A 23,294-nucleotide genomic window follows, 5' to 3' on the forward strand; every position below is an offset into this window, starting at 1 on the left:
ATCTCTTCGGCGCCCCACTCCCCGCCGTCCGCATGGCCTGCGCCGAAGATCGCTGTGCCACCATTGCAACCGTCAAGAACGGCTTTCTTTGAATGGCCCTGGGGCGCCCCGACGAGCACCTTGCCTGCCGCCGCGAATTGCGTAAATTATGCAATTCACGCTAAGGAGGGCGCGCCATGCCGGTCGTCGGTGCGAGTGAATTCGTCCGCGGTTTCGGACGCTTCCAGGACGAGGCTTACCGCGAGGTCGTGAAGGTGACGAGCCATGGGCGCGTCATCGGCGGGTATCTCTCGGCGCCGGACCTTGAGCATTACGAGCGGCTGAAGCGCCGCGAGCGGGAATTGCTCATCGTCGGAGAACTCCCCGATGACGTCGTCGCCGACATCGAGACCGCCAAACACGGGGCCGGTCCGACGTGAGCCTGCCGGCTCCACGGGCGGGCCTTGTGATCCGCTACGCGTTCCTCTGGAGCCATGAGGCTCGAAAAGGCGCCACGGAGGCACGGAAGGACCGTCCGGCGGCCACCCCCTCGCGGTGGATAACCCCTATGCGGATTTTTGCAGCCGCACAGGCCGTGGCAGGCTGGCCCACCCTCGTAAACGTCACGGGACGGGTGATGTGGCGGCTTCCTCGGGTGGCACGCGCGACCTTCGGCTGGACTTCTTCCGCGGGCTTGCGCTGTGGTTCATCTTCATCGACCACATCCCCGGCAACCAGATCGCCTGGGTGACGCCGCGCAACTACGGCCTCAGCGACGCGACGGAGGTGTTCGTCTTCATCTCCGGCTACACCTCGTCGCTGGTCTATTCCAAGGTCTACGCCCATCACGGCTGGCGCTTCGCGGCGGCCAAGGTGGTGCACCGCGTCTGGACGCTCTACGTCGCCTACCTGTTCCTGTTCGTCGCCTTCACCGCCCAGGTCGCCTACACCGCGCGCGTCTTCGACAACCCGCTGTTCAGCGAGGAGCTGGGCATCGCCGGCTTCTTCGCCGACCCGGCCTTGTCGCTGACCCAGGCGCTGGCGCTGAAGTTCCGGCCGGCGAACCTGGACATCCTGCCGCTCTACATCGTCCTGCTGCTGTCCTTCCCGCTGATCCTGCCCGTCTTGCGGCGCTGGCCGCTGGTGCTGCTGGCGGGGTCGCTGACGCTCTACGCGGCGGCGCGCGGGTTCCGCTGGAACCTGCCGACCTATCCGGAGGGCGGGGTGTGGTTCTTCAACCCCTTCGCCTGGCAACTTCTGTTCGTGCTGGGCTCCACCATGCAGCGCTTTCCGGACGTCTCGGCGGCGCTGACGCGGCGGCGGCCGGCCTTTCTGGTGGGGGCGGCGGCCTATCTGCTCGCCGCGCTGCTGCTGGTCCTGTCCTGGCAGATCGCCCCGCTGGGCGCGCTGATGCCGGTCTGGCTGGCCGACATCCTCTACCCGATCAGCAAGACCGACCTGGACCCGCTGCGGCTCGCGCATTTCTTCGCGCTGGCCTACGTCGTGCTGCAGGTGGCGCGGCGCGACAGCGCGTGGCTGCGCTCCCCCTTTCTGGAGCCGGTCGTGCTGTGCGGGCGGCAGTCGCTTCAGGTCTTCTGCCTGGGCATCTTCCTGTCCTTTGCCGGGCAGACGATCCTGAACCAATGGACCGCCTCGCTTTTTGCACAGTTTTCAGTCACCATCATCGGGATCGCCGCGATGATCGCGGCAGCGCGGGTGCTGACCTGGTACCAGACCGTCGGCCGGTCCCCGCGTCATCCGGCACCCGCCAAGGACCCGAGCGCATGAGGGGCGCCGCCGTCATCCTGCTGGCCTGCCTGCTCGCCGCCGCGACACCCCTTCGCGCGGAGGAGACGCCGCCCGACGACCCCTGCGCCGTACCGGAGCGCATCCTTACGGTCGACGCAACCCTGCCCCGCGCCTATGAGCGGATGAAACGCGGCGGCAGCCTTCCCATCCTGGTGCTGAACACGGCAAAGCCCGGTCCGGGACGGGCGGAGACCAGCTACCCGGCGGTTCTGGAGAAGGAGCTGTCGGCGCGCCTGCCTGACCGGAAGGTCGGCGTGACCGTCCGCAACGCGCCGGGCGACACGGCGGAGGAGATGCTGCCGGCCCTGGGGAGCGCCCTGGCTGCGAGCGCCCCGGCGCTGGTCGTGTGGCAAGTCGGAACGGTGGACGCCATGCGGAACATCGGCCCGGACAGCTTCGGCGAAGCGGTGGCGGCGGGCATCGCGCAAGCGCACGGGCGGGGCGCGGACATCGTCGTCATGGACATGCAGTACAGCCCGCAGACGACCCAGCTCATCACCTTCCAGCCGTACCTGGATTATGTGGAGTGGGTGACCCAGAACAACGACGTGTTCCATTTTCCGCGCTACGAGATGATGCGCTACTGGTTCGAGGAAGGTCGCGTGGGCTTCGGCCCCGACGCCGGGGAGGAAAAGCTGCAAGCCTTTCAGTTCGTGCACCGCTGCATCGGCCGCCTTCTGGCCGAGACCGTGACCGCCATGCTGGATCGCGCCGCGAGGCCGGCGCCATGAGCGGACGATTTGCGAAAGGGCTGACGGCCGCGCTGCTGCTTGCGGCCCCGCTCCTGGCGGGCGCGCATGTCTGGGCCGCCGGTCCCAGCGGGAATCCGACCATGTCCTGTTCCTATTCGGCGCAGACCGCCGCCGTCGCCGCCCCTTTGCCGCGCGTCGCCCGGCAGATCGCGGCCGGCGGGCCGCTGCGCATCGTCGCCATCGGGTCCTCCTCCACCGCCGGGGCCGGGGCAAGCGGGCCGGAGCACAGCTACCCCGCGCGGCTGGCCGACCACCTGCGCCAGCGCTTCCCCGGCGTGGCCGTCACCGTCCTGAACAAGGGCGCCAACGGCGAGGTGGGGGCGGAGATGATGCGGCGCTTCCAGCGCGACGTGATCGACGAAAAGCCGGACCTCGTCATCTGGCAGGTCGGGGCCAACACGGTCCTGCGCGGCGAGGATCCGGACGCGGCGGAGGTGGTGATCCGCACCGGCATCCGCCGCCTGAAGGCGGCCGGACTCGACGTCGTGCTGATGGACCTGCAATACGCCCCGGCCATGCTGGAGAAGCCCCGCCACGCGGACATGCAGGCGCGCATCGACCGCATCGCGGCGGAGGAGGGTGTGGGCCTGTTCCACCGCTTCGCGGTGATGCGCCAGTGGGTGCAGACGCACCAAGCGTCGATGTCCGACCTCGTCGGGCCGGACGGCATCCACCAGAACGATTTCGGCTACGACTGCATCGCGCGGTCACTGGCGGCCTCCCTCCAGGACGCCGCCAGCGTGAAGACCGCCGCACAGCCCCGCTGATCGGGCTTTACTGACCGGACCCGCTGGGGCGGTTCATCGTACCGCTGGAACCGCTGCTGTGGGTCCGCGCGCCCTGGGTCGCGCTGGCCTGGGCGGGGGTGAGGGCAGCCTCGGTCTGCTTCGCGAGGTCGTAGTGCTGGCGCAGGACCGGCAGGGTCTGTTCGGCGAACTGCCGCACGTCCGGGTCCTTGGCCTGCTTGGCCGCCTTCTCGAACTGCGCGACGTCCTGGCGGTGGTCCTGCACCATGTCCTGCATGTAGGCGCGGTCGAAGCGGGCGCCGGACAGCTTTTGCAGCTCCTGCGCCTTCTTGCGGTGCTTGGAGTCCGGCTCGCCGGGCAGGGTGAGGCTCTTGCCGCCAGCCATCTGCATGAGCTGGTCGTTGGCGCGGGAGTGGTCGTCCACCATGCGCTGCCCGAACTGCTTGACCTGATCGTTCTGGGCCTTGTCCTGGGCCATCCGGCCGAGTTCGACCTCGGCGAGGCCGCTGCCCGCGGCCTTTTCCAGGAAGTTGCGGTCCGCCTTATCGAGCGCGCTGCGCTGTTGGGCCAGCCCCGGCGAAGCCGCCGCCAGAACGGCCAGGGCGGACGCAAGCATCAGGGAACGGCGCATGGGGACACCTCCTCCTCGGGTCAGGATCCCTCTGCAACAGCGTGGGCATGGCTTGGTTCCGGCTCCACGAGGCTGCGGCCCGTGGCGATCACCAGCGCCGGGTAGGCGTAGAGCAGCAGCGTCAGGCCCTGCTTCAGCCACATCTGCGTGGGCCGGTAGATCCAGTCGCCGTAGAAATGCGCGCCCAGCCCGAACACGGCGGCGAACAGCAGGGCCGGAACGGCGCCGGCCGGGTGGCGGCGATGCTCCACGAAGGCGGCAAGCGCCACCAGCGCCGCGACGTTGAGGTAGGAGCCCTCCTCCGTCCGCGGGTTGAACAGCACGAGGTAGAAGACCGCCAGCATCAGCGTGACGAGCGCCGCCGTCGGCGGGTCGAGCCGCCGCGCCGCAATCAGCGCGGCGCCGAGCGTGGCCGCGGCGGCCACCACCCGCAGGGCGGTCATGGCGGCGTAGCTCGGGCACAGCCCGATTTCGGCCAGCAGGCGGGTCAGGTCGAACCAGCGCCCGCTGTCGGGGGCCGCCGCCGTGGTCAGCTTGCCGACCATGGCGACATACTGCCCGGCCACATAGCCGGGATCGGGATGCAGGAAGGGCACCGCGAAGGCCGCCGCGATGCCGAGCAGCAGCGGACGGCGCACGCCGGGCCGCACCGCGCCGAACAGCAGCGCCGGCACCAGCGCCAGCGGCTTCAGCGCGACGGCGAGCGCCAGCAGCAGACCGCCGCGCCGGTCGTGGCCGCGCGCGACGTCGATGGCGGCGTGCATCACGACCGCCAGCATCATCAGCTCCCACTGCCCGCGCAGCACGTTGATGGAGGCGGTCGGGATGGCCAGCGCCAGCACCCAGGAGGCGGTGCGCGGCCCGTCGTCCGACCGCATCAGCGTGGCGGCGCGGAACACGGCGGTGGAGAAGACCAGGACCAGAGCCAGCCGCCAGACCTGATCGCACAGCCCCAGCGGCAAGGCCGCCATCGGGCCGTAGAGCACCGCGCTGGAGGGGAAATAGAGGAAGCCGTGGATGCCGTCGGTGTAGACCGGCACGCCCGCCCACCAGTCGCGCGTCGCGTCGCGGTAGATGTGCGTGATCGGACGGCCGGGTTTCTCCACCGCGATCACCGCCATCACCAGCGTGAACAGCCCCCACAGGGCAAGCGGCCAGCTCCGCACCAGCCGGCGCGACAGGGCCATGCCGGGGGAAAACCCTCCGGCCGTTTGGGACAATGCATCCATGGACTGAAAGCGCCGCGATCCGAACCGTTCGATTCGCGCGGCATTTACGGCAAAGCCATTCGAGTACGGCAGTTAAATTAATTTAATGGTCCAATCACCTCCCGCCGCGCTAGAACCGTGGCCGTCAAACCCCAAGCTTTGGGGTGGTGAAATCTTCGGTGGTCCCGGCTTGCTCTTGGTCTCATAAAAGTTGGCGTGTGTGGCGGGGCGATCCGGACGGAACTTGGACTTGAACCTGGCGTTAGACTTGGACTTGGGGGGCGCCGCGTGACCCTGCATTCCTGCCAACGGTGCGACGAAGCCACGGCGGCGGCGCATCGCTTCTGCCCGCGTTGCCGCTCCATCCGCGCCACGAATCGGGTCATTCTGACGGTGGTGGCGGTGCTGGTCGCGATGGCCATCGTGAGCGTCATCGGCACGTTCGTCCTCGGCACCGACCTAACCGGAGGGTGAGGGCGGACGGACCCTGCCAACCCTTCGCGTGCGCGCCCCGTGACAACCGCAGCGAAATCTGAGCGGTCGCGACTCTTTGTGCTTTGATTGCGAGGCCGGTGTGACACAAAGTGGTGCGCTTGATTGTTACCGGAAACGCGCCTGGTGCTTGCCGAATTGTTCGCCCTGATCCAAGAGATGCCCCTCGCGTTCCCCATTGCGCTGGCCGCTCTGACCGTGCTGCACGAAGACGTCGCCATCGCCGCCGGGGCCGGCCTCGTCAGCGCCGGCACGCTCGACTTCAGCCTCACCGCCACGGCCCTGCTGGCCGGGATCATCGGCGGCGACTGCCTGATCTATTCGCTGGGCCTGCTATCCACGCGGGTGGCCCGGCTGCGCCGCTACACCGAACGACCAGCCTTCTCCAAATGCCGCAGCGCGCTGGAGAACAACCTGCTGGCGACGCTGATCACGGCGCGGCTGGTGCCGGGCGTGCTGTTCCCGATGTATTTCGCCTGCGGGGCCATCCGGGTGCGCTTCGACCGGTTCCTGCTGACCACGCTGGCGACGGCGGTCCTGCATGTTGGGATCCTGCTGGCGCTGCTGACCTCCTCCATCGGGCTGTCGTCGGGGGACGTGTCGATGGCCGGGCTGGCATTGGCCGCGGTGCTGGTCGGTCTGCGCACGCGGCACGGCCGGGCGCTGGTCGGCAAGGCGACGGGGCTCGTCGCCCCGGATTTCGGCCCCTCAGCCTCCGGCGGCGCGGCGACGACCCCGGAGGTGCGGCTGCCCGGCATGCCGGTGGTGCCCGCCGGCTACAAGCCGATCGGGCTGGCGGAGCGCATCCCGCCGCTGCTGTTCTACGTGCCGCTGGTGCTGCAATGGTTCGCGCTGGGCCTGCGGCACCGCAGCCTGACCCTGCCCACCGCCGCCAACCCGTCCATCGAGGCCGGCGGCCTGCTGGGCGAGTCGAAGATCCGCTGCCTGGAGCTGATCGGCCCGGCCGCCCGCCACTGGGCCGCGCAGAGCACCGCCGCGATCAACGACGGCGCTTGGTCGGTGGAACGGCTTGAGGCGATGGCCGCCGAGGCCGGTCTGTCCTTCCCACTGGTCGCCAAGCCGGACATCGGCTGGCGCGGCTTCGGCGTGCGGCTGGTCCGGGACGCGGGCGAGTTGCAGGCCTACCTGCGCGAGATGCCCCAGGGCTGCGGCTTCATCCTGCAGGCCTATGTTCCCTACGCCGGGGAGGCCGGCATCTTCTACGCCCGTCCGCCGGGACAGGCGCGCGGCACCATCTTCTCGCTGACCCTGCGCTATTACCCGCATGTGGTCGGCGACGGGGTGTCCACGCTGGAGCGGCTCATCGCCCACGACCCGCGCGCCTCCTGGAAGGCCAAGCTGCACCGGCAGGCGTTGCGCGACCGGCTGGGCGAGGTGCCGCCGGCCGGCGCCGTGGTGCGGCTGGCGCTGGTCGGCAGCAGCCGGGTCGGCGGGCTGTACAAGGATGGCCACGCCCTGATCACCCCGGCCCTGGTCCGGCGCTTCGACGAGATCGCCGACGCCATGCCGGGCTTCCACTTCGGCCGATTCGACGTCCGCTTCGCCTCGGCGGAAGCGCTCGCCGCCGGCGAGGACTTCCGGATCATCGAGGTCAACGGCGCCGGCGCCGAGGCCATCCACGTCTGGGATCCGGAGATGCCGCTGCGGCAGGTCTACGCCGGACTGTTCCACCAGCAGGCGCTGATGTTCGAGATCGCCGCCGCCAACCGTGCCCGCGGCTTCCTGCCGCTGTCCCTGCGCGGCCTGATCGGCTACCAGCAGCGCCAGCAGCGGCTGCTCTGCACCTACCCTGCGTCCAACTGACGCGGCCTGCGCCTGAGACAAAAAAAGCGGCGCCGGGGGAGACCCGGCGCCGCGAGCATTTTGGAAACCGCCGCCTACTGGGCGACGGTGGTGGGGGCGCCGCCGGCCATCGTCGGGGCGGCGCCGGCCTTCACGGCGTCCGCGTGTTCATGGGCCGCGTGCTTCTGGGCGGCGCTCTTCTGGACGGTGTGCCGCGCCTTGTGGGTGGCCTCGGCCGGGGTCTTGGCGCCGGCCTGCTTGTGGATCGTGGCGGGAGCCTGCGTGGCGGCGGCCGGCGTCTCCTTCGAAACGGTGTCGTTGCCCTTGCCGGATTCCGAAGCTGTGGCAGGAACTTGGCCAGGGACTTGAGCGGAAGCGGCGGGCGCCGCGGCGGCGGAAGTGGCGGGCGCCGGGCTGTTCGCGGCGAATGCCGCCGGAGCGGCCAGAAGCGAGGCGGCGAGAGCGGCGATCGAGAAAGCGCGAACGTTCATGATGGTCTTCAGTCTCCGGTCGGCGACCGCACCAGCGGTCGTTGATGCGCCGACACCCAGACGAACGCGAGCTGGCCGCGCATTCTTCCATGAAAGATTTTTCATCGTGGGCTTGGCCGTTCGGGCGGCCGGCGCCCCCCGCCGCGAGCGCATCCGGCGCCGCGACAATCCCGTGACTCCGCTCGCGCATTAATACAGTAGAAATACGTCTTAAGTATGTGTGTGCTTGTGTTTACCGCAACAGGGTGCCTGATATGCGCGACAATGGGCCGGTCACGAACCGCGAGATTGAAATGGCCGACGGTGTGCTGCTGGTGTCGCGCACCGACACGCGGGGCAAAATCACCTTCGTCAACAAAGCCTTTGTCGATATCAGCGGCTTTTCGGAAACAGAATTACTCGGGTCGCCTCATAATCTTGTCCGGCACCCGGACATGCCGCCGGTCGCCTTCGCCAACCTGTGGGAAACCATCAAGGCCGGGCGCCCGTGGGAGGGGTTGGTCAAGAATCGCTCCAAAAGCGGCGATCACTATTGGGTGAAGGCCAACGTCACCCCTCTGACCGTGAACGGCGAGGTGACCGAGTTCATCTCCATCCGCTCCAAGCCGAGTCGCGAGGATGTGGCGGCGGCGGAACGGATCTACGCCGCCATCCGCGCGGGCGGCGGGAAGGAATACGGCCTGCTGGACGGCCAGATCGTCGAGCAGGGATTCGGTCCGCGGCTGCGCAACGCCATGGCCAGCATCGCCGGCCGGCTGGTCCCGACCACCCTGGTGCTGGCCCTGATCATCCTGGCGCTCGGCGGGCGGGCGCTCTCGGCGGGCGGCGACGCGGCCACCACCATCGGGCTGATGCTGGCCGGCATCCTGGTCGCGGGGGTCGGCAGCGTCAGCGTGCTGGGCATGGTCCGGCGGCCGCTGCGGCTGGTGGAGGCGCATCTGGACGCCATCGCGCGCGGCGACCTGATGGCGGTCATTCCCAGTTCCGGCGTGGCGGAATTCGCCCGCATCCGCTCGCAGCTGCGCGCCGTGAAGGCCAAGCTGAACTACGCCCTCCAGGAACGGGCGGAACGCCAGCGCCAGGCCGAGGAGGAGCGCATCGCCGCCCTGCAGGCGATGGCCGAGACGGTGGAGCGGGAGGCGGGCCGCGCGGTGGAGCAGGTGGCCCTGCGCACCGGGTCCATGGCCCAGGACGCCGACGCCATGGCGACCTCCGCCGAGCGCGTCAGCGTCAACGCCCAGAGCGTGGCGGCGGCGGCCGAACAGGCCCTGTCCAACGCGCAGACCGTCGCCGCGGCGACCGAGGAGCTGGCTGCCTCCATCCGCGAGATCTCCAGCCAGATCGCCCATTCCAGCGCCGTCACACGCAAGGCGGTGGAGAACGGCCAGCGCACCCAGGGCACCATCCAGTCCCTGTCGGACGCCGTCGGCCGCATCGACGAGGTGGTGAAGCTCATCACCGACATCGCCAGCCAGACCAATCTTCTGGCCCTGAACGCCACCATCGAGGCGGCGCGCGCGGGCGAGGCCGGCAAGGGCTTCGCCGTGGTGGCGCAGGAGGTCAAGAACCTCGCCAACCAGACCGCCCGCTCCACCGAGGAGATCACCCGCCAGATCGCCGAGATCCAGGGCGTGACCGGCACCGCCGTGGAGGCCGTCGCGGAGATCGGCGACACCATCGGCGAGATCGACCAGATCTCCAGCGCCATCGCCGCGGCGATGGAGGAGCAGGCCGCGGCGACGCAGGAGATCAGCCGCAGCGTCGTGGAGACCTCCAACGCCGCGCAGGAGGTGTCGGTGCGCATCGCCGCCGTGTCGAGCGACGCCGACCAGACCGGCTCGCAGGCCACTGGCGTCCGGGCGGGCTCGGACGAGGTGGCGGGCAGCATCGACGAGCTGCGCCGCGTGCTGGTGCGCGTCGTGCGCACCTCGACCAGCGACGCCGACCGGCGCCGCAGCCCGCGCTTCCGCGTGAACGAGGCCTGCACGGTGGGCGTGCACGGGCGCGACCAGTCGTGCAACATCCGCGACCTGTCGAGCGGCGGCGCGATGCTGATCGGGGTGACCGGTCTGACGGCCGGCGACCGCGGAACGCTGCGGCTGGACCGCCACGGCCTGTCGCTGGGCTTCGAGGTGCGCGCGCTGGACAAGGGCGCCGTCCATGTCCGCTTCGGCGACGCCGACGCCGCCAGCCCGCGCTTCCGCGAGGCGTTCGGCCAGATGACGCGCGGCCTCCAGCCCATCGCGGGCAACGCGGCTTAATACCATGTTCGAAAAGTTCTGACGTTTCGAACATGGTATCGGCCGCGACGGCGGTCGCGGCCCGCAAGGGCCGAAGCCTGCGTGGCGTGTGAACGCAGCGGTCCGAATGTTTCGGACCGCGTATAAGCCGTCCGGTGCGACCGGGGAGCTACACGCTCCCCTTGCGCTCCACGACCAGGATGCGGGCCTCATTGATCGGGTGGGCGACGTGTTCGTCCCCCGCGCCGGCGTGGAAGACATCGCCGGGGCCGAGCCGCGCGACCTCCTCCCGGCCGTCGATCCGGTAATGCATGTCCACGGCCCCGGTCAGCACGGCGAAGACCTCCTCACCGTCGTTGACGTGCCACTTGTAGGGCTGGTCGGTCCAGTGCAGGCGCACCGTCGCGCCGTCGATCTCCGCGATGTCCAGCGCCGCCCAGGCGGTGTCGGGGCGGAAGCTTACGGACTGGATGACCTTCATTCGGAAAATCCCGCGCTGTTGTCGAAGGGGTGGCAAGTCAGGCCCCTGTGTGACGTCATACACGGCACCCCCGTCAAGCCGAATCCGGCAGCAGCACCCCACGGAGCGCGTCGGCCGCCCGGCTGACGTGGCGTTCCCGGTGGTGGAGCAGGCGGAAGGGACGCTCCGGCAGCGCGAAGGGAATCCGACGGAGCTGTCCCGCCGCCAGCGCGCTGCCCGCGACCAGTTCGGAAATCACCGTGGCCCCGGCGCCCGCCTTCACCGCCGACAGCACCGCTTCGTTGGAGGGCAACTCCAGTGCGACGGGCAGATCCGCCGGCGACAGCGCGAGGCGGCGGAGCGCCTCTTCGAACTCCGACCGCGTGCCGGATCCGACCTCGCGCAGCACCCAGGGTGACCGCGCCAGATCCGCCGGCCGAAGGGGAGGGTGGTCGCACCAGGGATGGCCGCCGGGCACGACCAGCACCATACGGTCCGTGGCCAGTGTGCGTTGCTCCAGCAACGGGTCGCCAACCTCCCCCTCGACAAGGCCGAGATCGGCGGTGCCGTCCAGAACCGCCTTGGCAACTTGGGCCGTGTTGCCGACCGCCACGTCGACGTCGACCTCTGGAAAGCGTCGGCGGAAGGCGACCAGCCGTTCCGGCAGCCAGTAACCGGCGATGGTCTGGCTGGCGTGCACGGTGACCCGGCCACGCTTCAGTGCCGACAGGTCGGCCAGCAGGCGCTCCGCCGACGCCGCGCGGGCCAGCACCGCCTTGGCTTCCTCAAGGAAGAGGCGGCCGGCCTCGGTCAACTCAATGCGGCGGCCGACCCGGTGGAAGAGCTGGACGGCGTGGCGCGCCTCCAGGCTGGAGACGGCGGCGCTCACCGCCGACTGCGTCAGGTGCAGCGCCCCGGCCGCCCGTGTGACGTGCTGATGCGTGGCGACCGCCACGAAGATGCGCAGCTGCTCCAGCGTCATGCTTCGCCCATCCCCGGTTCCAACCGTTCGATTTCATCGAACGATTTCACAAGTATAATCCGTTGGAACGATTGGTCGAGAGAGCACAGCTTACCGGCATCCGATCCGGAGCCGACCGATGCCGAACGACACCGCACCCCAGCCTTTGCAACCGACCCCGACGCCCCGCGCGCTGCTGCCTGGGCTGTTTCTCAGCGCCGGCGTGGCTGTTGCGGCGGTGGCCCTGCAAGGTCTGGAACAATGGGTGTTCGGACAGGCGTGGCTGGAGCCGCTGGTGCTCGCCATCCTGATCGGGGCGGCATTGCGCACGGTCTGGACGCCGGGGCCGCGCTGGGCGCCCGGCATCCGGGCCAGCGCCAAGACGGTGCTGGAAATCGCGGTGATGCTCCTCGGCGCCTCCATCGATCCGCAGACGGTGCTGGCGGCGGGGCCGGGCCTGCTGGTGGGCATCGGCGGGGTGGTCGCGGCGGCGCTCGCCGTCAGCTACGGCATCGGCCGGGCGCTCGGGCTGCCGCGGCGGATGGCCGTGCTGGTCGCCTGCGGGAATTCCATCTGCGGCAATTCGGCCATCGCCGCGACCGCGCCGGTGATCGGCGCCGACGGCGACGACGTGGTCGCCGCCATCGGTTTCACGGCGGTGCTCGGCGTGCTGGTGGTGGTGGGACTGCCGTTGCTGGTGCCCGTCCTGGGGCTCAGCCCCATGCAGTATGGCGTGCTCGCCGGGCTGACCGTCTACGCGGTCCCGCAAATCCTGGCCGCCACGGCCCCGGTCGGCGCGCTGAGCGTGCAGATCGGCACGCTGGTCAAGCTGGTGCGCGTGCTGATGCTGGGGCCGGTCGTCTTCGCCCTGGCGCTGGTCGCGGCGCGGAGCCCGGCGGCCGGAACCGCGCTGCCCACCCGGCGCCTCGTGCCCTGGTTCATCCTGGGCTTCCTGGCTCTGGCCGGACTGCGCGCGGCCGGTCTGGTCCCGCACGCCCTGCTGGCGCCGATGGAAAGCGTCGCCGGAGTCCTGACGGTGCTGTCGATGGCGGCGCTGGGGCTCGGCGTGGACGTCCGGCTGGTGGCGCGGTCGGGGCTGCGCGTCACCGCGGCGGTGGTGCTGTCGCTGCTGGCGCTCGCCGCCATCGGCATCGGCCTGATCCGCCTGCTGGGCATCGCCTGAGGGTGTGTAAAGCTCATACGCGGTCCGAAACATTCGGACCGCTGCGTTCACACGCCACGCAGGCTTCGGCCCTCGCGGGCCGCCGTCGCGGCCGATACCGTGATCGAAACGTTCTGACGTTTCGATCACGGTATCAGACCACCTCGTCGAACTCGACCTTCGGCGCGTCGATCCAGGAGGACGGGTCGCCCCGGTCCTTGCGCCAGAACAGCACCGGCAGGTCGGCGTTCAGGACGCGGGCCACGGTGGCGCCGCGCGCGACCATGGTTTCCTTGTACTCCGCCGCCTCGACGATGCGCACGCCGTAGCCGGGGATTCGGTCGGCCTGAAGCACGGGGCCGAGCGCGTTCTTGAACTTGCGCAGGTCGTTGTCGGAGCCGACGCGCTTGCGCAGCGGCTCCAGCGCCATCCAGAAGGCGTTGCCGTGCGACAGGTGGGCGCGGGCGATCTCGTAAAGCCGCTTCTCGATAGGCTTCAGCGCGAAATAGTCCTCCGAATAGGTCAGCAGGTTGTTGCCGAGTGCGGCGCGCACCACCCAGTTGGACAGCACCAGCGTCAGGCCGCGCACCTGCCGCTCCCCGTCCTTCTTGCCGCGGCGGTACAGCAGCTTGTAGTCGGAAATCCACGAGAAGGCGCCGCTCTCGCCCTCGCCGCCGGCCTCCAGGTTGGTCTTGATTTGCGTACCCTGGAGCCGTTCCAGCGCCCCCTCGATCTTGTCGTAGGCGCTGCCGCCGGCGGTCTTGCCGACGATGCGCTGCAGGTCGCTGGTGGTGAAGTGCAGCTTGCCGACCTCCGGCCCCATCTTGCCCTCCGCCATCTTCTCCCGCAGCAGGGAGACGGCGTAGATCAGCACCGACTTGTCCCAGATCGTCGCAACGCCGACGTCGCGCGGGGCGCGCACCTCGATCTTCACCTTGCCGTCGTCGTAGGTGGGCAGGCTTTCCACCTTGTCCTTGGACAGGCCGAACAAGGAATAGGCCATCAGCGCCCGGTCGTTGTTCACGTCGCCGCGCAACGGGGAATCCAGGCGGAGCGCCAGTTGCACCGGCCGGTCCAGCAGTTCCGCGTTCTCTTTCTCGTCCATGCACCCTGTCTCCCGCACCGCGCCCCGGCGCGGTTACGGACATGATTCCCGATGCGCCCCGCTTGTTCCACGGCGCAGGCGCCAACGTCGCCATTCTGCCGAAAGATTCCCGGAACCGGCGGGAGCTTCCCTGTGACCGTCCCGGCGAATGTCGCCGTTCTGCCAGATCCGGGGTGGGCACCCATCAAGGAGCGGATCTGGGGGGCCGAAACGTCCGCGTTCTGACGGTCCGCCGCCCGGAAGAGCCGTCCGGAGACCCTGAACCCGTTGGTTTCCCTAGGGATTCGGGGAGTCGACGGGAGCCTGAGTCCAGCCCGTGACTCCCCCATTGGCAGAACGGCGACACTCGGGCGGCGCCCTTTTGCCCCGATTCTCCCCCGATTCTCCGGCCCTTTGCGGAGTCACCGGAACGTCACAGCCCACGTTATTCGGCAGAACGGCGACATTTGCCGGAGTCCGGCGCTTGGGACCCTGAGGAATCTTTCGGCAGAACGGCGACGTGGACAGGCCGGTTTCTCGGCAGAACGGCGACGCTTCTCCGCCGTGACGGCTCCGCCGATGCCCGGCAAAGCGTTGATTCCGCTGACTCCTCGCCGCCGATGAAGGGCGGCCGGCCGGGCCGGAGCACGCGCATTTGAATCGTGGACAGCCTGGGGGGTGCGCGACAACATCCCTCGAAACGGGCGAACCGCGCCCGAACGGGACTCGTGTGTCGACTGAAAACGCCGAAGGAGGCGAGGATGACGTAGTGGAGGACGCGACCTCCGGAAACACGAAGGGCACAGGTCGGGAAACCTGTGCCCCTGTGTAGACCGAGGTCTTGAAAACCGATGGAGACCGGGAGAACCGGATCCCGCATCAGCAGTTTGGCGACTCCATGATGCCAGGGTGGATCCGGAAAACCAAGCGGAATTGCCGATTCCGCTGACGCTCCCGCTTTGTCCGCCGTCGGGAATCGAAGCGCTGGATCATGGGGAACAGGATGAAGCCGTACATGGTGATGTACCGGCGGTGGATCGGTGCGCCCGGAGTGGGGGCCGCGGAAATCGCGGTCTTGTCCGGCCTGTACGCGCGCGCCGATGTGGACGGCGTGTGCGCCGATCTGGTTCAGGAGGAACTGGCCGCCGAGCTTGGAAAAAGCCGGCCGTGGCTCTGCGCCGTGCTGGCCACGCTGCAGAAGCCGGAGGTCGCGCTGGTGGAGACGCGCCGCAAGCGCGGCTTCCGGGGCATGGTCTACGCCCTGGCCGGAGTTGGGGCCGCCGACTCCTCCGGTCGATCCGTCGACGGGATGTGTCAGCCGGCTGACGGACTCCTAAGGACTGGGAATCTCTTGAATCCTGACTCTCAAAACTCCTCCTCCCGACGGGCGGGAGAGAGCGATCCGCTGAACGAGGATTGGCAGCCGACCGCCGAAGACCTCGTCTGGGCAACGGAAACCCGGCCGGAGGTTGAACCGGCGGCTGTGACCCGGAAGTTCGTGACCTGGTGCCGGAAGGCCCACGCCCGCAACGGTTACCGGCCAGCCGATCCCAGCGCCGCCTGGCGCAAGTGGGTTGCCCGCGAGCTGGTCGCCCCTGCCGAAACGCCGGCCCCCGTCACCCCGGACACCGCCGACACCGCCCGCCTGCCCGCCGCCGAACGCCGCCCCTCCAACCGGAGCGACCAGAATGACCGCCGCCATCGTTCCTTTTCCAAGTCTTCCGGATCCGATCAGCGGGGAGGCGCCCTGGCTTCCCGCAACGCCGACGTGCTCGCTGCCCTCCGCGATCGTCTCGCTCGCCCGGCTTGACCGGGCCGACCTGCGGTTCGAGATCGGCGACCGCCCTCCGGAGGAGATCGGCGCGCTGGCCGAACAGGTCGAAGCGGCGCTGGACGCCGCCTCGCCGCCCATTGGGGTCGCGAATGTGCTGACCGGCATCGAGAAGCTGGCCGCGCGCTTCGGGCTGGAACTGCCGGACGCCGACGTGCTTGAGGCGGACGTGCTGGAGATGGCCGGCTGGCCGGCGGAGGAATGGATCGCCGGCTTCCGGGGCGTCTGGTCGTCCTTCCGCTCGGGTTTCCGGCGCTTTCCGACCGTGGGCGACTTCCGGGCCGCCGCCGGCCAAGCCATGACGGACAGTCAGGCGCGCACGGCCGCCCTGCGGCGTCTGGCGGTCACCCTGCGGCAGGAGCAGCAATTCCGCGCCCGCGAGATCGCCTTCCGCCGCCTTCAAAAAGAGCGGGAGGCGGAAGCCGCCCGCCGCCAGATGGACATGGCCATCCGGGTGGCCGCCCGGCCGGTCGCCCTTCCGGCACCGGAACCCGTGACGTCGCAGCCTCGCGCACCGAAGGTCCGGACAGAGGTCGCCCCACGCAGTTTGGCGTTGAAGGGCGGCGCGTTCGCCCCTGTAGTGGAGCCGGACCGGGGGAGGGGGCCATCCGCTTCCCCGCCCGCCCTTCCGCCGCGAACCCCGGACGCCACCCGACCATGGACTTTCTCGCCCCGCTCTCCGGCATCGCCGCCGTCGTGGTGCCGGTCTTTCTCATCGCCGCCCTCGGCTACGGGTGGAGCCGCGCCAAGCTTCCTTACGACAGCGCCTTCATCACCACCTTCGCCATCAACGTCTCGACCCCGTGCCTCGTCTTCGCCTCGCTGGTGCGGCTGACGATCGGCGGGGAGGAACTGCTGACCATGGCGCTCGCCTCGGTCGGCTGCATGTTTCTGGCGGGGCTGCTGGCGACGCCCGTGCTGCTGGCCTTCCGGCTGCCGCTGCGGGTTTATCTGCCGGCGCTGAGCTTCCCGAATGGCGGCAACATGGGGATCCCCGTGTGCCTTTTTGCTTTCGGCGAGACCGGGTTGGGGCTGGCCGTGCTGTTCTTCGCGGCGCTGGCGGTGCTTCAGTTCACCATCGGGCCGGCGCTCGCCGCCGGGACGACGAATCTCAAGCAAGTGCTGCGCACGCCGGTGATCTACGCCGTGGTTCTGGCGGTCCTGGTGCTGCTGACGGGGGTCCGACCGCCGCAGTGGGTGTCCAACACCACGACGCTGCTGGGCAACTGCGCGGTGCCGCTGATGCTGTTCTCCCTGGGCGTTGCGCTGGCGGGGCTGAGAATGCGGGGAATCGCGCGGTCGCTGGGCATGTCGGCAATGCGAATCCTGTTGGGCTTCGGCGCGGGGCTGGCCGTCGCGCAGGTCATGGGCCTGCACGGTACGATCCGCGGCGTGGTGCTGCTGCAGAGCACGATGCCGGTGGCCGTGTTCAACTATCTGTGGGCGCTGCGCTACAACAACGCGCCGGAGGAGGTCGCCGGCATGGTGCTGGGCTCCACCGCCATAGCCTTCCTGACGCTGCCGCTGCTGTTGCTGGCGGTGATGTGACGGGATTGGAAGCCGTCACAGTGTGAACAGCGCATCGCGCACGGTGATCAGGTGCGCCCGGATCGTCGCGCGCGCCGCCGCCGGGTCGCGGGCCTTCAGCGCGGCGACGATGGCGCGGTGCTGCGTCTCGTAAAGGGCGCGGCGCTCGGGCGTCAGGCTGCGCTGCTTCAGCAGGGTCCATTCCGCGCTGTCGCGGATGCGGTTCAGCACGGCGTAGAAGGCATCCAGCAGCTCGTTCCGGCAGGCGGCGATCACCGCGCGGTGCAGGGCGCCGTCCCAGTGCTCGAACTCCGATACGGTCCGCGCGGCCTCGGACTCCGCCAGACAGCGTTCCATCTCCGTGAAGTCGGCGAGCGTCGCGCGGGCGACGGCGAGGTCGGCCACCGCCGGCTCCAGCAGGATGCGCGCCTCCATGACCTCGGCCGGGCTGACGTTCATGATGGCGGCCATGATAGCGGCGGGAAACAGCGGGGCGCCGCCGTCGAGCCCCGCCGGCCCGTCCATCTCCACCAGGAAGGTGCCGCGCCCGACGCCACGGGCGATCCGGCCTTCCGCCTCCAGCATGTCGAGCGCGCGGCGCACCGTGTTGCGCGCCAGCCCCAGGGATTCCGCCAGCCTCCGTTCGGTCGGCAGCTGTTCGCCGGGGCGCCACAGGCCGCTGGCGATGGCGCGTTGCAGATGGTCGTAGGCGATCCGCGCGCGGCCGAGCGTGTCGGGCGGCTTCGGGGCGGAAACGGGCTGCGGCTTCGACATCGGCAGGGACATGGGGCCGGTCCTCCGGTCGCGACGCTGGTGCGTCCGCTCAGGCGGTGGCACCAATCACGAACCATAAGGTCCGCCGGCCCGCCGCGCCAAGACACTACATTGGTACATCAATAATCAGCCACACGGATTATTGACGACACGGACTTGCTTGGGTCACGATGAACCAGTGGTGAGGCAATTTTATACCGATAAGGTTCACCCCCCCACAAAGCCCGAAAAAGGACCAGACATGAAGCTGGCGACGATCCGCAGGGAGGAAGGCGCGCAGGTCGCGCTGGTGGACGCGGAACAGGGACGGATATGGCCGGTCGAACCGCCGGCCTGGGCACAGCGCCCCTTCGGCATGGTCGAGGTGATCCGCGGCTGGCGCGATCTGCGCGACGGCCTGCGCCCCAAAGGCGACGGCATCCCGCTGTCGCGGGTGGAGCTTCTGGCTCCGATCCCGCTTCCCCGGCGCAACCTGATGTGCGTCGGCAAGAACTATCACGACCACGCGCACGAGTTCACGCGGTCGGGCTTCGACAGCAGCGCGTCATCGGCCAAGGACGCCGTTCCCGAACACCCGATCATCTTCACGAAGCTGCCGGAGACGGTGATCGGCCCCGGCGCCCCCATCCGCTACCCGCACGGCGTCAGCGACCAGATCGACTACGAGGTGGAACTGGTCGTGGTGATCGGCCGGGCCGGGCGCGACATCCCGAAGGCGCAGGCTATGGACCACGTCTTCGGCTACACCATCGCCAACGACGTGACGGCGCGCGACATCCAGGCCCGCCACAAGCAGTGGTTCCTCGGCAAGTCGCTGGACGGCTTCTGCCCGCTCGGCCCCTGGATCGTCACGGCGGACGAGATCGACCTGTCCGATACGCCGGTGCGGACCTGGGTGAACGGGGAGCTTCGGCAGAATTCCAACACCCGCGACCTGATCTTCGACGTGCCGACGCTGATCGAGACGATGTCGCGCGGCATCACCCTGCAACCCGGCGACCTGATCCTGACCGGCACGCCGGCCGGGGTGGGGCTGGGCTTCACGCCGCCGAAGTTCCTGAAGCCCGGCGACCGGGTGAAGCTGGAGATCGGCGGGATCGGCGTGCTGGAAAACACGCTGGAGGGCTGACGCCATGGCGACCGTGACCGTGGACCGCATGGCGGTCGAGGTGGACGGGCAGGGCGACCCGGTGCTGATGATCCACGGGCTCGGCGGCACGTCGAACACGTTCGCGCCGCAGGTTATGGCGCTGGGCGGGCGGTACCGGTGGGTGCGGCCGGATCTGCCGGGCTCCGGCCGGTCGGGGACGCCGGACAGGGATCTCTCCGTCGGCCTGTTCGTCGCGTCCATGGTCAAGGTCTGCACCGTGCTGGGGATCGAACGGGCGCATGTCGTCGGCCACTCGCTGGGCACCATCGTGGCGCAGCATCTGGCGGTGGAGCATCCGGGGCTGGTGCGCTCCCTGACGCTGTTCGGGCCGCTGATGGCCCCGGCCGATGCCGGGCGGCAGGGCCTGCGCGACCGCGCCGCCAAGGCGCGGGCGGAGGGCATGCAGCCCATCGCCGACGCCATCGTGCAGGCGGCGCTGTCCTCCGACACGCGGGCGAGCCAGCCGGCGGTGGCGGCTTTCGTCCGGGAGTCGCTGATGCGGCAGTGCCCGGAAGGCTACGCCAAGACTTGCGAGGCGCTGGCCGGGGCTCAGGCCGCCGATCCGTCGCGCATCCGCGCGCGCACGGTGCTGGTGGCGGGGGACGAGGACGCGGTGGCCCCGGCCTCCGTCGCGCGGACGATTTCAGACCGCATGAACGGTGCCGCACCCGTGCGGGTGCTGACCCGCTGCGGCCACTGGCAGACGCTGGAGCGCGCCGCCGATTGCACGGCGATCCTGAGGGAGGCGCTTCAGGGACGATAACGGCTCAGCCGCCCCCCCAAGACAAAGCCGCAAGACAAGGCCGCAAGACAGGGACCGCGACAGACGGCCAGAGGGGCGCTTCAGGGAGGACACGATGGCGAACGTTCTGGTCACGAACGTGCGCATTCTCGACGGCACGGGCGAGTATCCCTACACCGGCGAGGTGCTGATCCAGGGCAACCGCATCCGGCGCGTGGCGCGCGGCCTGCGCAGCCTGCCGACCGTGGGCGCCACCGTCATCGACGGGGCCGGCGCCACGCTGATGCCCGGCATGACGGAGGCGCACACCCACTTTTCCTGGAATGACCAGCCCGACCTGGAATCCATCCAGCGCATGCCGCCGGAAGAGCACACGCTGTGGGCCGCCAAGGTGGCGAAGACCTACATCGACGCCGGTTTCACCTCCTGCGTCGGGGCGGCGGCGGCCAAGCCGCGGCTGGACGTGGTGATCCGCAACGCCATCAACAGCGGCCTGATCCCCGGCCCCCGTTACCTCGCCAACGGGCAGGAGATCGCGACGACCGGTGGGCTCGGCGACACCTCGCCCCCGCACATTCCCGCACCGGAACTCAGCTTCGGCTGGGTGGTGACCGGGCCGGAGGACATGCGGCGCGCCGTGCGCATGTTCATCAAGTACGGCGTGGACCTGCTGAAGCTGAACATCTCCGGCGAGGAGATCGCGGGCGTGGCGGCGGAGGAAACGCCGATGTGCGACGACGAGGTCGCCATGGCCGTGAGCGAGGCGCACCGGCGCGGCCGGCGGGTGTGCGCCCACGCGCGCTCCGCCGAATCGGTGAAGATGTGCGTCCGGCACGGGGTGGACATCATCTATCACGCCTCCTACGCCGACGAGGAGGCGCTGGACATGCTGGAGGCCGCCAAAGATAGGCATTTCGTGGCGCCGGCGCTCGCCTGGCTGTTCCGCACCGGGCGCGACGCGGCGGCCTGGGGCATCAAGCCGGACAGCCCGCTCGCCATCAAGTACCAGCGCGAGGCGGAAATCGCCTGCGAGACCATGCGCAAGATGCTGAAGCGCGGCATCCGCGTGCTGCCCGGCGGCGACTACGGCTTCGCATGGATCCCGCACGGCACCAACGCCAAGGACCTGGAGTACTTCGTCGACCACTGCGGCTTCTCGCCCATGGAGGCCATCGTCTCGACGACGAAGTGGGGCGGCGAGATCATGGGGCGCGGCGGCGAGCTGGGGCAGATCCGGGAAGGCTACCTCGCCGACCTGATCCTGGTGGACGGCGACCCGGTGTCGAACATCCGCATCCTCCAGGACCGCTCCCGCCTGCTGTTCGTCATGAAGGACGGCGAGTTCCACAAGGCCCCGGATATGGCCCCGCAGCGCAGCCGGTACGGCGTGGGGGTGGTGGCGTGAGGGCGACTCCCGCACTGCGCGCCAGAACCCTCTCCCCTCCGGGGAGAGGGCAGGGTGAGGGGGGTGCGCATGGCGGTACGTCCGGCAAAAGCGCACCCCCCTCACCCCAACCCTCTCCCCGGAGGGGAGAGGGAGTATGGGAGTGCGGGCGATGAAGCAATTCATCCTCACCACCCTCAACGGCCTTACCCTCGGGGCGCTGTACTTCCTGGTCGCCAGCGGCTTCACGCTCGTGTTCGGGCTGATGCGCAACGTCAACCTCGCGCATGGGGCGCTCTATCTGCTGGGCGCCTATGTCGGCTGGACGGTGGCGGACCGGACCGAATACTGGCTGCTGGGCGTGGCGGCGGGCTTCGCGGCGACCGCCGTGCTGGGGCTGGCCCTGCAATTGCTGATCTTCCGCCGGATGGAGGGGCAGGACCTGCGCCAGACCATGGTGACCATCGGGATCTCCATCGTGCTGGCCGACCTGATCCTGTGGTTCTGGGGTGGGGAGACCTACCAGTTCACGCCGCCGGAGGTCATCGACGGGTCGCTGGCACTGCCCTTCACGCCGAACTGGCGCTACCCCAGCTACCGCATCACGCTGCTGGCGGCGGCGGCGGCTATCGGGGTCGGGTTGTGGCTGTTCCTGAACCGGACCAAGGTCGGGATGATGATCCGCGCCGGGGTGGACGACCGCGCCATGCTGGCGGCGAGCGGCGTCAACGTGCAGCGGGTTTTCGCCATCACCTTCATGGTCGGGGCCGGGCTCGCCGGCTTCGCCGGGGTGGTCGGTGGCACCGCCCTGTCCATCGCGCCGGGCGAGGACGTGCGCTACCTGCTGGCCTCGCTGATCGTGGTGATCGTCGGGGGGCTGGGCAGCATCACGGGGGCGGCCGTCGGCGCGCTGATCATCGGGCTGGCCGAGCAGTACGGGCTCGCCTACTCCCCCACCTACGGGGCGGTCTACACCTTCCTGATCCTGGTCGCGGCGCTGGCGTTGCGGCCGCAAGGGCTGATGGGGCGCCGGGTATGACCATCGCCATCCAGGACACCGCACTTCGCACGCCGGCCAACGCCGCGCTTCACGGGCGCATCGTGAAATACGGGCTGCTGGTGCTGGCGCTGCTCGCCTACCCGCTGATGGCGAGCGACTTCTGGATCGTGCAGATCGGCGCGCAGACGCTGTTCATGGGCACCATCGCGCTGTCGCTGATGTGGCTGGGCGGCTATGGCGGCATGGTCAGTCTGGCGCAGCTGACCTTCGCCGGTGCGTCGGCCTACATGGTCGCGGTGTTCGGTGTGTCGAACCGGCCGGACCTCTCGCTGGGCTGGGAATGGTGGGCGGCCATCCCGGTCGCGCTGCTGATCGCCACGGCCTTCGCCACCGTCACCGGCATGCTGGCTGCACGGACCGAGGGCATCTACACCATCATGATCACCCTGGCGATCGCGGTGGCCTTCTCGCTGTTCTGCCGGCAGAACTACGCGGTGTTCAACGGCTTCGCGGGCTTCGCCGGCCTGAAGCCGCCGAGCCTCTTCGGCCTCGACCTGCGGGCGCCGCTGCCCTTCTACTATCTGTGCCTCGCCTTCGCGGCGGGAGCCTACGCCGGCGTCGTCTACGTCACGCGCTCCACCTTCGGGCTGGCCTTGCAGGCGGTGCGCGACAATCCCCGGCGCATGCGGGCCATCGGCTTCAACGTGTACGCCCACCGGGTCGCCGCCTACGCCATGTCCGGGCTGCTGGCGGCCATCGGCGGGCTGCTGCTGGCGTGGTTCAACGGGCGCATCTCGCCGGGCTCCATCGCCGCCGGCCCCTGCATCAACGTGCTGGTCATGGCGGTGCTGGGCGGCATGGCGCACCCGGTCGGCCCCTATGTCGGGGCGCTGGTCTTCATCCTGTTGCAGAACTTCGCGATCGACCTGATCGACCCCGAGCGGTTCAACCTCGTCATCGGGGTGGCCTTCCTCGTCATCGTGCTGGCGTCGCCCGACGGGCTGGTCGGGCTGTGGCAGCGGCTGACCCGGCGGAGGTCCGAAGGCGCATCCACACAACGATAATCGT

Annotated in this window: 22 protein-coding genes; 15 read left to right on the forward strand and 7 right to left on the reverse strand. The window is 69.4% G+C overall.

The annotated features are described in order from the left end of the window. The first annotated feature begins 176 nt into the window (after nucleotides 1-176). The 4 genes from ACSVC7_RS22055 (at nucleotide 177) to ACSVC7_RS22070 (ending at nucleotide 3,307) form a co-directional block, all read left to right on the forward strand. Nucleotides 177-419, forward strand: a complete 243-nt coding sequence (locus ACSVC7_RS22055; RefSeq protein WP_448206803.1) for a type II toxin-antitoxin system prevent-host-death family antitoxin — start codon at nucleotides 177-179, stop codon at nucleotides 417-419. 199 nt (nucleotides 420-618) lie between these two features. Continuing rightward, nucleotides 619-1,767, forward strand: coding sequence for an OpgC family protein (locus tag ACSVC7_RS22060; protein ID WP_448206802.1), 1,149 nt, complete (start codon nucleotides 619-621; stop codon nucleotides 1,765-1,767). After that, complete coding sequence (locus ACSVC7_RS22065; RefSeq protein ID WP_448206801.1) at nucleotides 1,764-2,519, forward strand: SGNH/GDSL hydrolase family protein; 756 nt, start codon at nucleotides 1,764-1,766, stop codon at nucleotides 2,517-2,519. The genes ACSVC7_RS22060 and ACSVC7_RS22065 overlap by 4 nt, the downstream gene beginning before the upstream one ends. Beyond that, nucleotides 2,516-3,307: an SGNH/GDSL hydrolase family protein gene (locus tag ACSVC7_RS22070; RefSeq protein WP_448206800.1), complete on the forward strand. Its 792-nt coding sequence runs from the start codon at nucleotides 2,516-2,518 to the stop codon at nucleotides 3,305-3,307. Before ACSVC7_RS22065 ends, ACSVC7_RS22070 begins: the two co-directional genes overlap by 4 nt. Nucleotides 3,308-3,314: 7 nt before the next feature. On the opposite strand, the gene ACSVC7_RS22075 is transcribed toward ACSVC7_RS22070, so the two are convergent. Further along, nucleotides 3,315-3,917: a DUF4142 domain-containing protein gene (locus ACSVC7_RS22075; RefSeq protein WP_448206799.1), complete on the reverse strand. Its 603-nt coding sequence runs from the start codon at nucleotides 3,915-3,917 to the stop codon at nucleotides 3,315-3,317. Nucleotides 3,918-3,937: 20 nt separating this feature from the next. After that, nucleotides 3,938-5,104: a glycosyltransferase 87 family protein gene (locus tag ACSVC7_RS22080; protein WP_448206798.1), complete on the reverse strand. Its 1,167-nt coding sequence runs from the start codon at nucleotides 5,102-5,104 to the stop codon at nucleotides 3,938-3,940. A 309-nt stretch (nucleotides 5,105-5,413) separates the two neighbouring features. On the opposite strand from ACSVC7_RS22080, the gene ACSVC7_RS22085 reads away from it, so the two are divergent. Continuing rightward, complete coding sequence (locus tag ACSVC7_RS22085) at nucleotides 5,414-5,599, forward strand: hypothetical protein (protein ID WP_448206797.1); 186 nt, start codon at nucleotides 5,414-5,416, stop codon at nucleotides 5,597-5,599. Nucleotides 5,600-5,776: 177 nt separating this feature from the next. Next, nucleotides 5,777-7,441, forward strand: a complete 1,665-nt coding sequence (locus ACSVC7_RS22090; protein ID WP_483508632.1) for a DedA family protein — start codon at nucleotides 5,777-5,779, stop codon at nucleotides 7,439-7,441. A gap of 74 nt (nucleotides 7,442-7,515) precedes the next feature. On the opposite strand, the gene ACSVC7_RS22095 is transcribed toward ACSVC7_RS22090, so the two are convergent. Beyond that, nucleotides 7,516-7,911 (reverse strand): hypothetical protein, encoded by a 396-nt coding sequence (locus tag ACSVC7_RS22095; protein WP_448206795.1) that lies wholly within the window; start codon nucleotides 7,909-7,911, stop codon nucleotides 7,516-7,518. Nucleotides 7,912-8,204: 293 nt separating this feature from the next. Here ACSVC7_RS22095 and ACSVC7_RS22100 point away from each other — a divergent pair, with 293 nt between their 5' ends. Further along, complete coding sequence (locus ACSVC7_RS22100) at nucleotides 8,205-10,172, forward strand: methyl-accepting chemotaxis protein (protein ID WP_483508634.1); 1,968 nt, start codon at nucleotides 8,205-8,207, stop codon at nucleotides 10,170-10,172. 148 nt (nucleotides 10,173-10,320) lie between these two features. On the opposite strand, the gene ACSVC7_RS22105 is transcribed toward ACSVC7_RS22100, so the two are convergent. Further along, nucleotides 10,321-10,632, reverse strand: coding sequence for a cupin domain-containing protein (locus ACSVC7_RS22105; protein WP_448206793.1), 312 nt, complete (start codon nucleotides 10,630-10,632; stop codon nucleotides 10,321-10,323). Between the two features lie 73 nt (nucleotides 10,633-10,705). Further along, entirely contained in the window at nucleotides 10,706-11,593 is an 888-nt protein-coding gene (locus ACSVC7_RS22110) for a LysR family transcriptional regulator (RefSeq protein ID WP_448206792.1), read from the reverse strand. A gap of 118 nt (nucleotides 11,594-11,711) precedes the next feature. Between ACSVC7_RS22110 and ACSVC7_RS22115 the strand changes: the two genes are divergently transcribed. Then, complete coding sequence (locus ACSVC7_RS22115; protein WP_448206791.1) at nucleotides 11,712-12,755, forward strand: YeiH family protein; 1,044 nt, start codon at nucleotides 11,712-11,714, stop codon at nucleotides 12,753-12,755. 133 nt (nucleotides 12,756-12,888) lie between these two features. Here the strand turns inward: ACSVC7_RS22115 and ACSVC7_RS22120 are convergent, their stop codons facing one another. After that, complete coding sequence (locus tag ACSVC7_RS22120; RefSeq protein ID WP_448206790.1) at nucleotides 12,889-13,839, reverse strand: replication initiator protein A; 951 nt, start codon at nucleotides 13,837-13,839, stop codon at nucleotides 12,889-12,891. 982 nt (nucleotides 13,840-14,821) lie between these two features. On the opposite strand from ACSVC7_RS22120, the gene ACSVC7_RS22125 reads away from it, so the two are divergent. Continuing rightward, nucleotides 14,822-15,628, forward strand: a complete 807-nt coding sequence (locus tag ACSVC7_RS22125; protein WP_448206789.1) for a hypothetical protein — start codon at nucleotides 14,822-14,824, stop codon at nucleotides 15,626-15,628. A 678-nt stretch (nucleotides 15,629-16,306) separates the two neighbouring features. Then, a complete protein-coding gene (locus tag ACSVC7_RS22130) occupies nucleotides 16,307-17,197 on the forward strand; it encodes an AEC family transporter (protein ID WP_448206788.1) in 891 nt (296 codons plus the stop codon). A gap of 15 nt (nucleotides 17,198-17,212) precedes the next feature. Here ACSVC7_RS22130 and ACSVC7_RS22135 read toward each other — a convergent pair whose 3' ends face one another. Beyond that, a complete protein-coding gene (locus tag ACSVC7_RS22135; RefSeq protein ID WP_448206787.1) occupies nucleotides 17,213-17,962 on the reverse strand; it encodes a FadR/GntR family transcriptional regulator in 750 nt (249 codons plus the stop codon). A gap of 229 nt (nucleotides 17,963-18,191) precedes the next feature. On the opposite strand from ACSVC7_RS22135, the gene ACSVC7_RS22140 reads away from it, so the two are divergent. The 5 genes from ACSVC7_RS22140 (at nucleotide 18,192) to ACSVC7_RS22160 (ending at nucleotide 23,290) form a co-directional block, all read left to right on the forward strand. Continuing rightward, nucleotides 18,192-19,079 (forward strand): fumarylacetoacetate hydrolase family protein, encoded by an 888-nt coding sequence (locus ACSVC7_RS22140; protein ID WP_448206786.1) that lies wholly within the window; start codon nucleotides 18,192-18,194, stop codon nucleotides 19,077-19,079. Nucleotides 19,080-19,083: 4 nt separating this feature from the next. After that, nucleotides 19,084-19,863 (forward strand): alpha/beta fold hydrolase, encoded by a 780-nt coding sequence (locus ACSVC7_RS22145; protein WP_448206785.1) that lies wholly within the window; start codon nucleotides 19,084-19,086, stop codon nucleotides 19,861-19,863. A 94-nt stretch (nucleotides 19,864-19,957) separates the two neighbouring features. Continuing rightward, on the forward strand, nucleotides 19,958-21,247 hold the full coding sequence (locus ACSVC7_RS22150; RefSeq protein ID WP_448206784.1) for a metal-dependent hydrolase family protein: 1,290 nt from the start codon (nucleotides 19,958-19,960) through the stop codon (nucleotides 21,245-21,247). A gap of 151 nt (nucleotides 21,248-21,398) precedes the next feature. After that, a complete protein-coding gene (locus ACSVC7_RS22155) occupies nucleotides 21,399-22,265 on the forward strand; it encodes a branched-chain amino acid ABC transporter permease (protein ID WP_448206783.1) in 867 nt (288 codons plus the stop codon). Then, complete coding sequence (locus ACSVC7_RS22160) at nucleotides 22,262-23,290, forward strand: branched-chain amino acid ABC transporter permease (protein ID WP_448206782.1); 1,029 nt, start codon at nucleotides 22,262-22,264, stop codon at nucleotides 23,288-23,290. Before ACSVC7_RS22155 ends, ACSVC7_RS22160 begins: the two co-directional genes overlap by 4 nt. Nucleotides 23,291-23,294: the final 4 nt, after the last annotated feature.

This window comes from Azospirillum mesophilum (genome assembly GCF_053470405.2).

What these genes read in the sequence shown, in the direction of transcription:
- ACSVC7_RS22055 (WP_448206803.1), top strand. Translation starts at nt 177, where the DNA reads ATGCCGGTCGTCGGTGCGAGTGAATTCGTCCGCGGTTTCGGACGCTTC.
- ACSVC7_RS22065 (WP_448206801.1), top strand. Translation starts at nt 1,764, where the DNA reads ATGAGGGGCGCCGCCGTCATCCTGCTGGCCTGCCTGCTCGCCGCCGCG.
- ACSVC7_RS22070 (WP_448206800.1), top strand. Translation starts at nt 2,516, where the DNA reads ATGAGCGGACGATTTGCGAAAGGGCTGACGGCCGCGCTGCTGCTTGCG.
- ACSVC7_RS22075 (WP_448206799.1), bottom strand. Translation starts at nt 3,917, where the DNA reads ATGCGCCGTTCCCTGATGCTTGCGTCCGCCCTGGCCGTTCTGGCGGCG.
- ACSVC7_RS22080 (WP_448206798.1), bottom strand. Translation starts at nt 5,104, where the DNA reads ATGGCCCTGTCGCGCCGGCTGGTGCGGAGCTGGCCGCTTGCCCTGTGG.
- ACSVC7_RS22090 (WP_483508632.1), top strand. Translation starts at nt 5,777, where the DNA reads ATGCCCCTCGCGTTCCCCATTGCGCTGGCCGCTCTGACCGTGCTGCAC.
- ACSVC7_RS22095 (WP_448206795.1), bottom strand. Translation starts at nt 7,911, where the DNA reads ATGAACGTTCGCGCTTTCTCGATCGCCGCTCTCGCCGCCTCGCTTCTG.
- ACSVC7_RS22100 (WP_483508634.1), top strand. Translation starts at nt 8,205, where the DNA reads ATGGCCGACGGTGTGCTGCTGGTGTCGCGCACCGACACGCGGGGCAAA.
- ACSVC7_RS22105 (WP_448206793.1), bottom strand. Translation starts at nt 10,632, where the DNA reads ATGAAGGTCATCCAGTCCGTAAGCTTCCGCCCCGACACCGCCTGGGCG.
- ACSVC7_RS22110 (WP_448206792.1), bottom strand. Translation starts at nt 11,593, where the DNA reads ATGACGCTGGAGCAGCTGCGCATCTTCGTGGCGGTCGCCACGCATCAG.
- ACSVC7_RS22115 (WP_448206791.1), top strand. Translation starts at nt 11,712, where the DNA reads ATGCCGAACGACACCGCACCCCAGCCTTTGCAACCGACCCCGACGCCC.
- ACSVC7_RS22120 (WP_448206790.1), bottom strand. Translation starts at nt 13,839, where the DNA reads ATGGACGAGAAAGAGAACGCGGAACTGCTGGACCGGCCGGTGCAACTG.
- ACSVC7_RS22125 (WP_448206789.1), top strand. Translation starts at nt 14,822, where the DNA reads ATGAAGCCGTACATGGTGATGTACCGGCGGTGGATCGGTGCGCCCGGA.
- ACSVC7_RS22130 (WP_448206788.1), top strand. Translation starts at nt 16,307, where the DNA reads ATGGACTTTCTCGCCCCGCTCTCCGGCATCGCCGCCGTCGTGGTGCCG.
- ACSVC7_RS22135 (WP_448206787.1), bottom strand. Translation starts at nt 17,962, where the DNA reads ATGTCCCTGCCGATGTCGAAGCCGCAGCCCGTTTCCGCCCCGAAGCCG.
- ACSVC7_RS22140 (WP_448206786.1), top strand. Translation starts at nt 18,192, where the DNA reads ATGAAGCTGGCGACGATCCGCAGGGAGGAAGGCGCGCAGGTCGCGCTG.
- ACSVC7_RS22145 (WP_448206785.1), top strand. Translation starts at nt 19,084, where the DNA reads ATGGCGACCGTGACCGTGGACCGCATGGCGGTCGAGGTGGACGGGCAG.
- ACSVC7_RS22150 (WP_448206784.1), top strand. Translation starts at nt 19,958, where the DNA reads ATGGCGAACGTTCTGGTCACGAACGTGCGCATTCTCGACGGCACGGGC.
- ACSVC7_RS22155 (WP_448206783.1), top strand. Translation starts at nt 21,399, where the DNA reads ATGAAGCAATTCATCCTCACCACCCTCAACGGCCTTACCCTCGGGGCG.
- ACSVC7_RS22160 (WP_448206782.1), top strand. Translation starts at nt 22,262, where the DNA reads ATGACCATCGCCATCCAGGACACCGCACTTCGCACGCCGGCCAACGCC.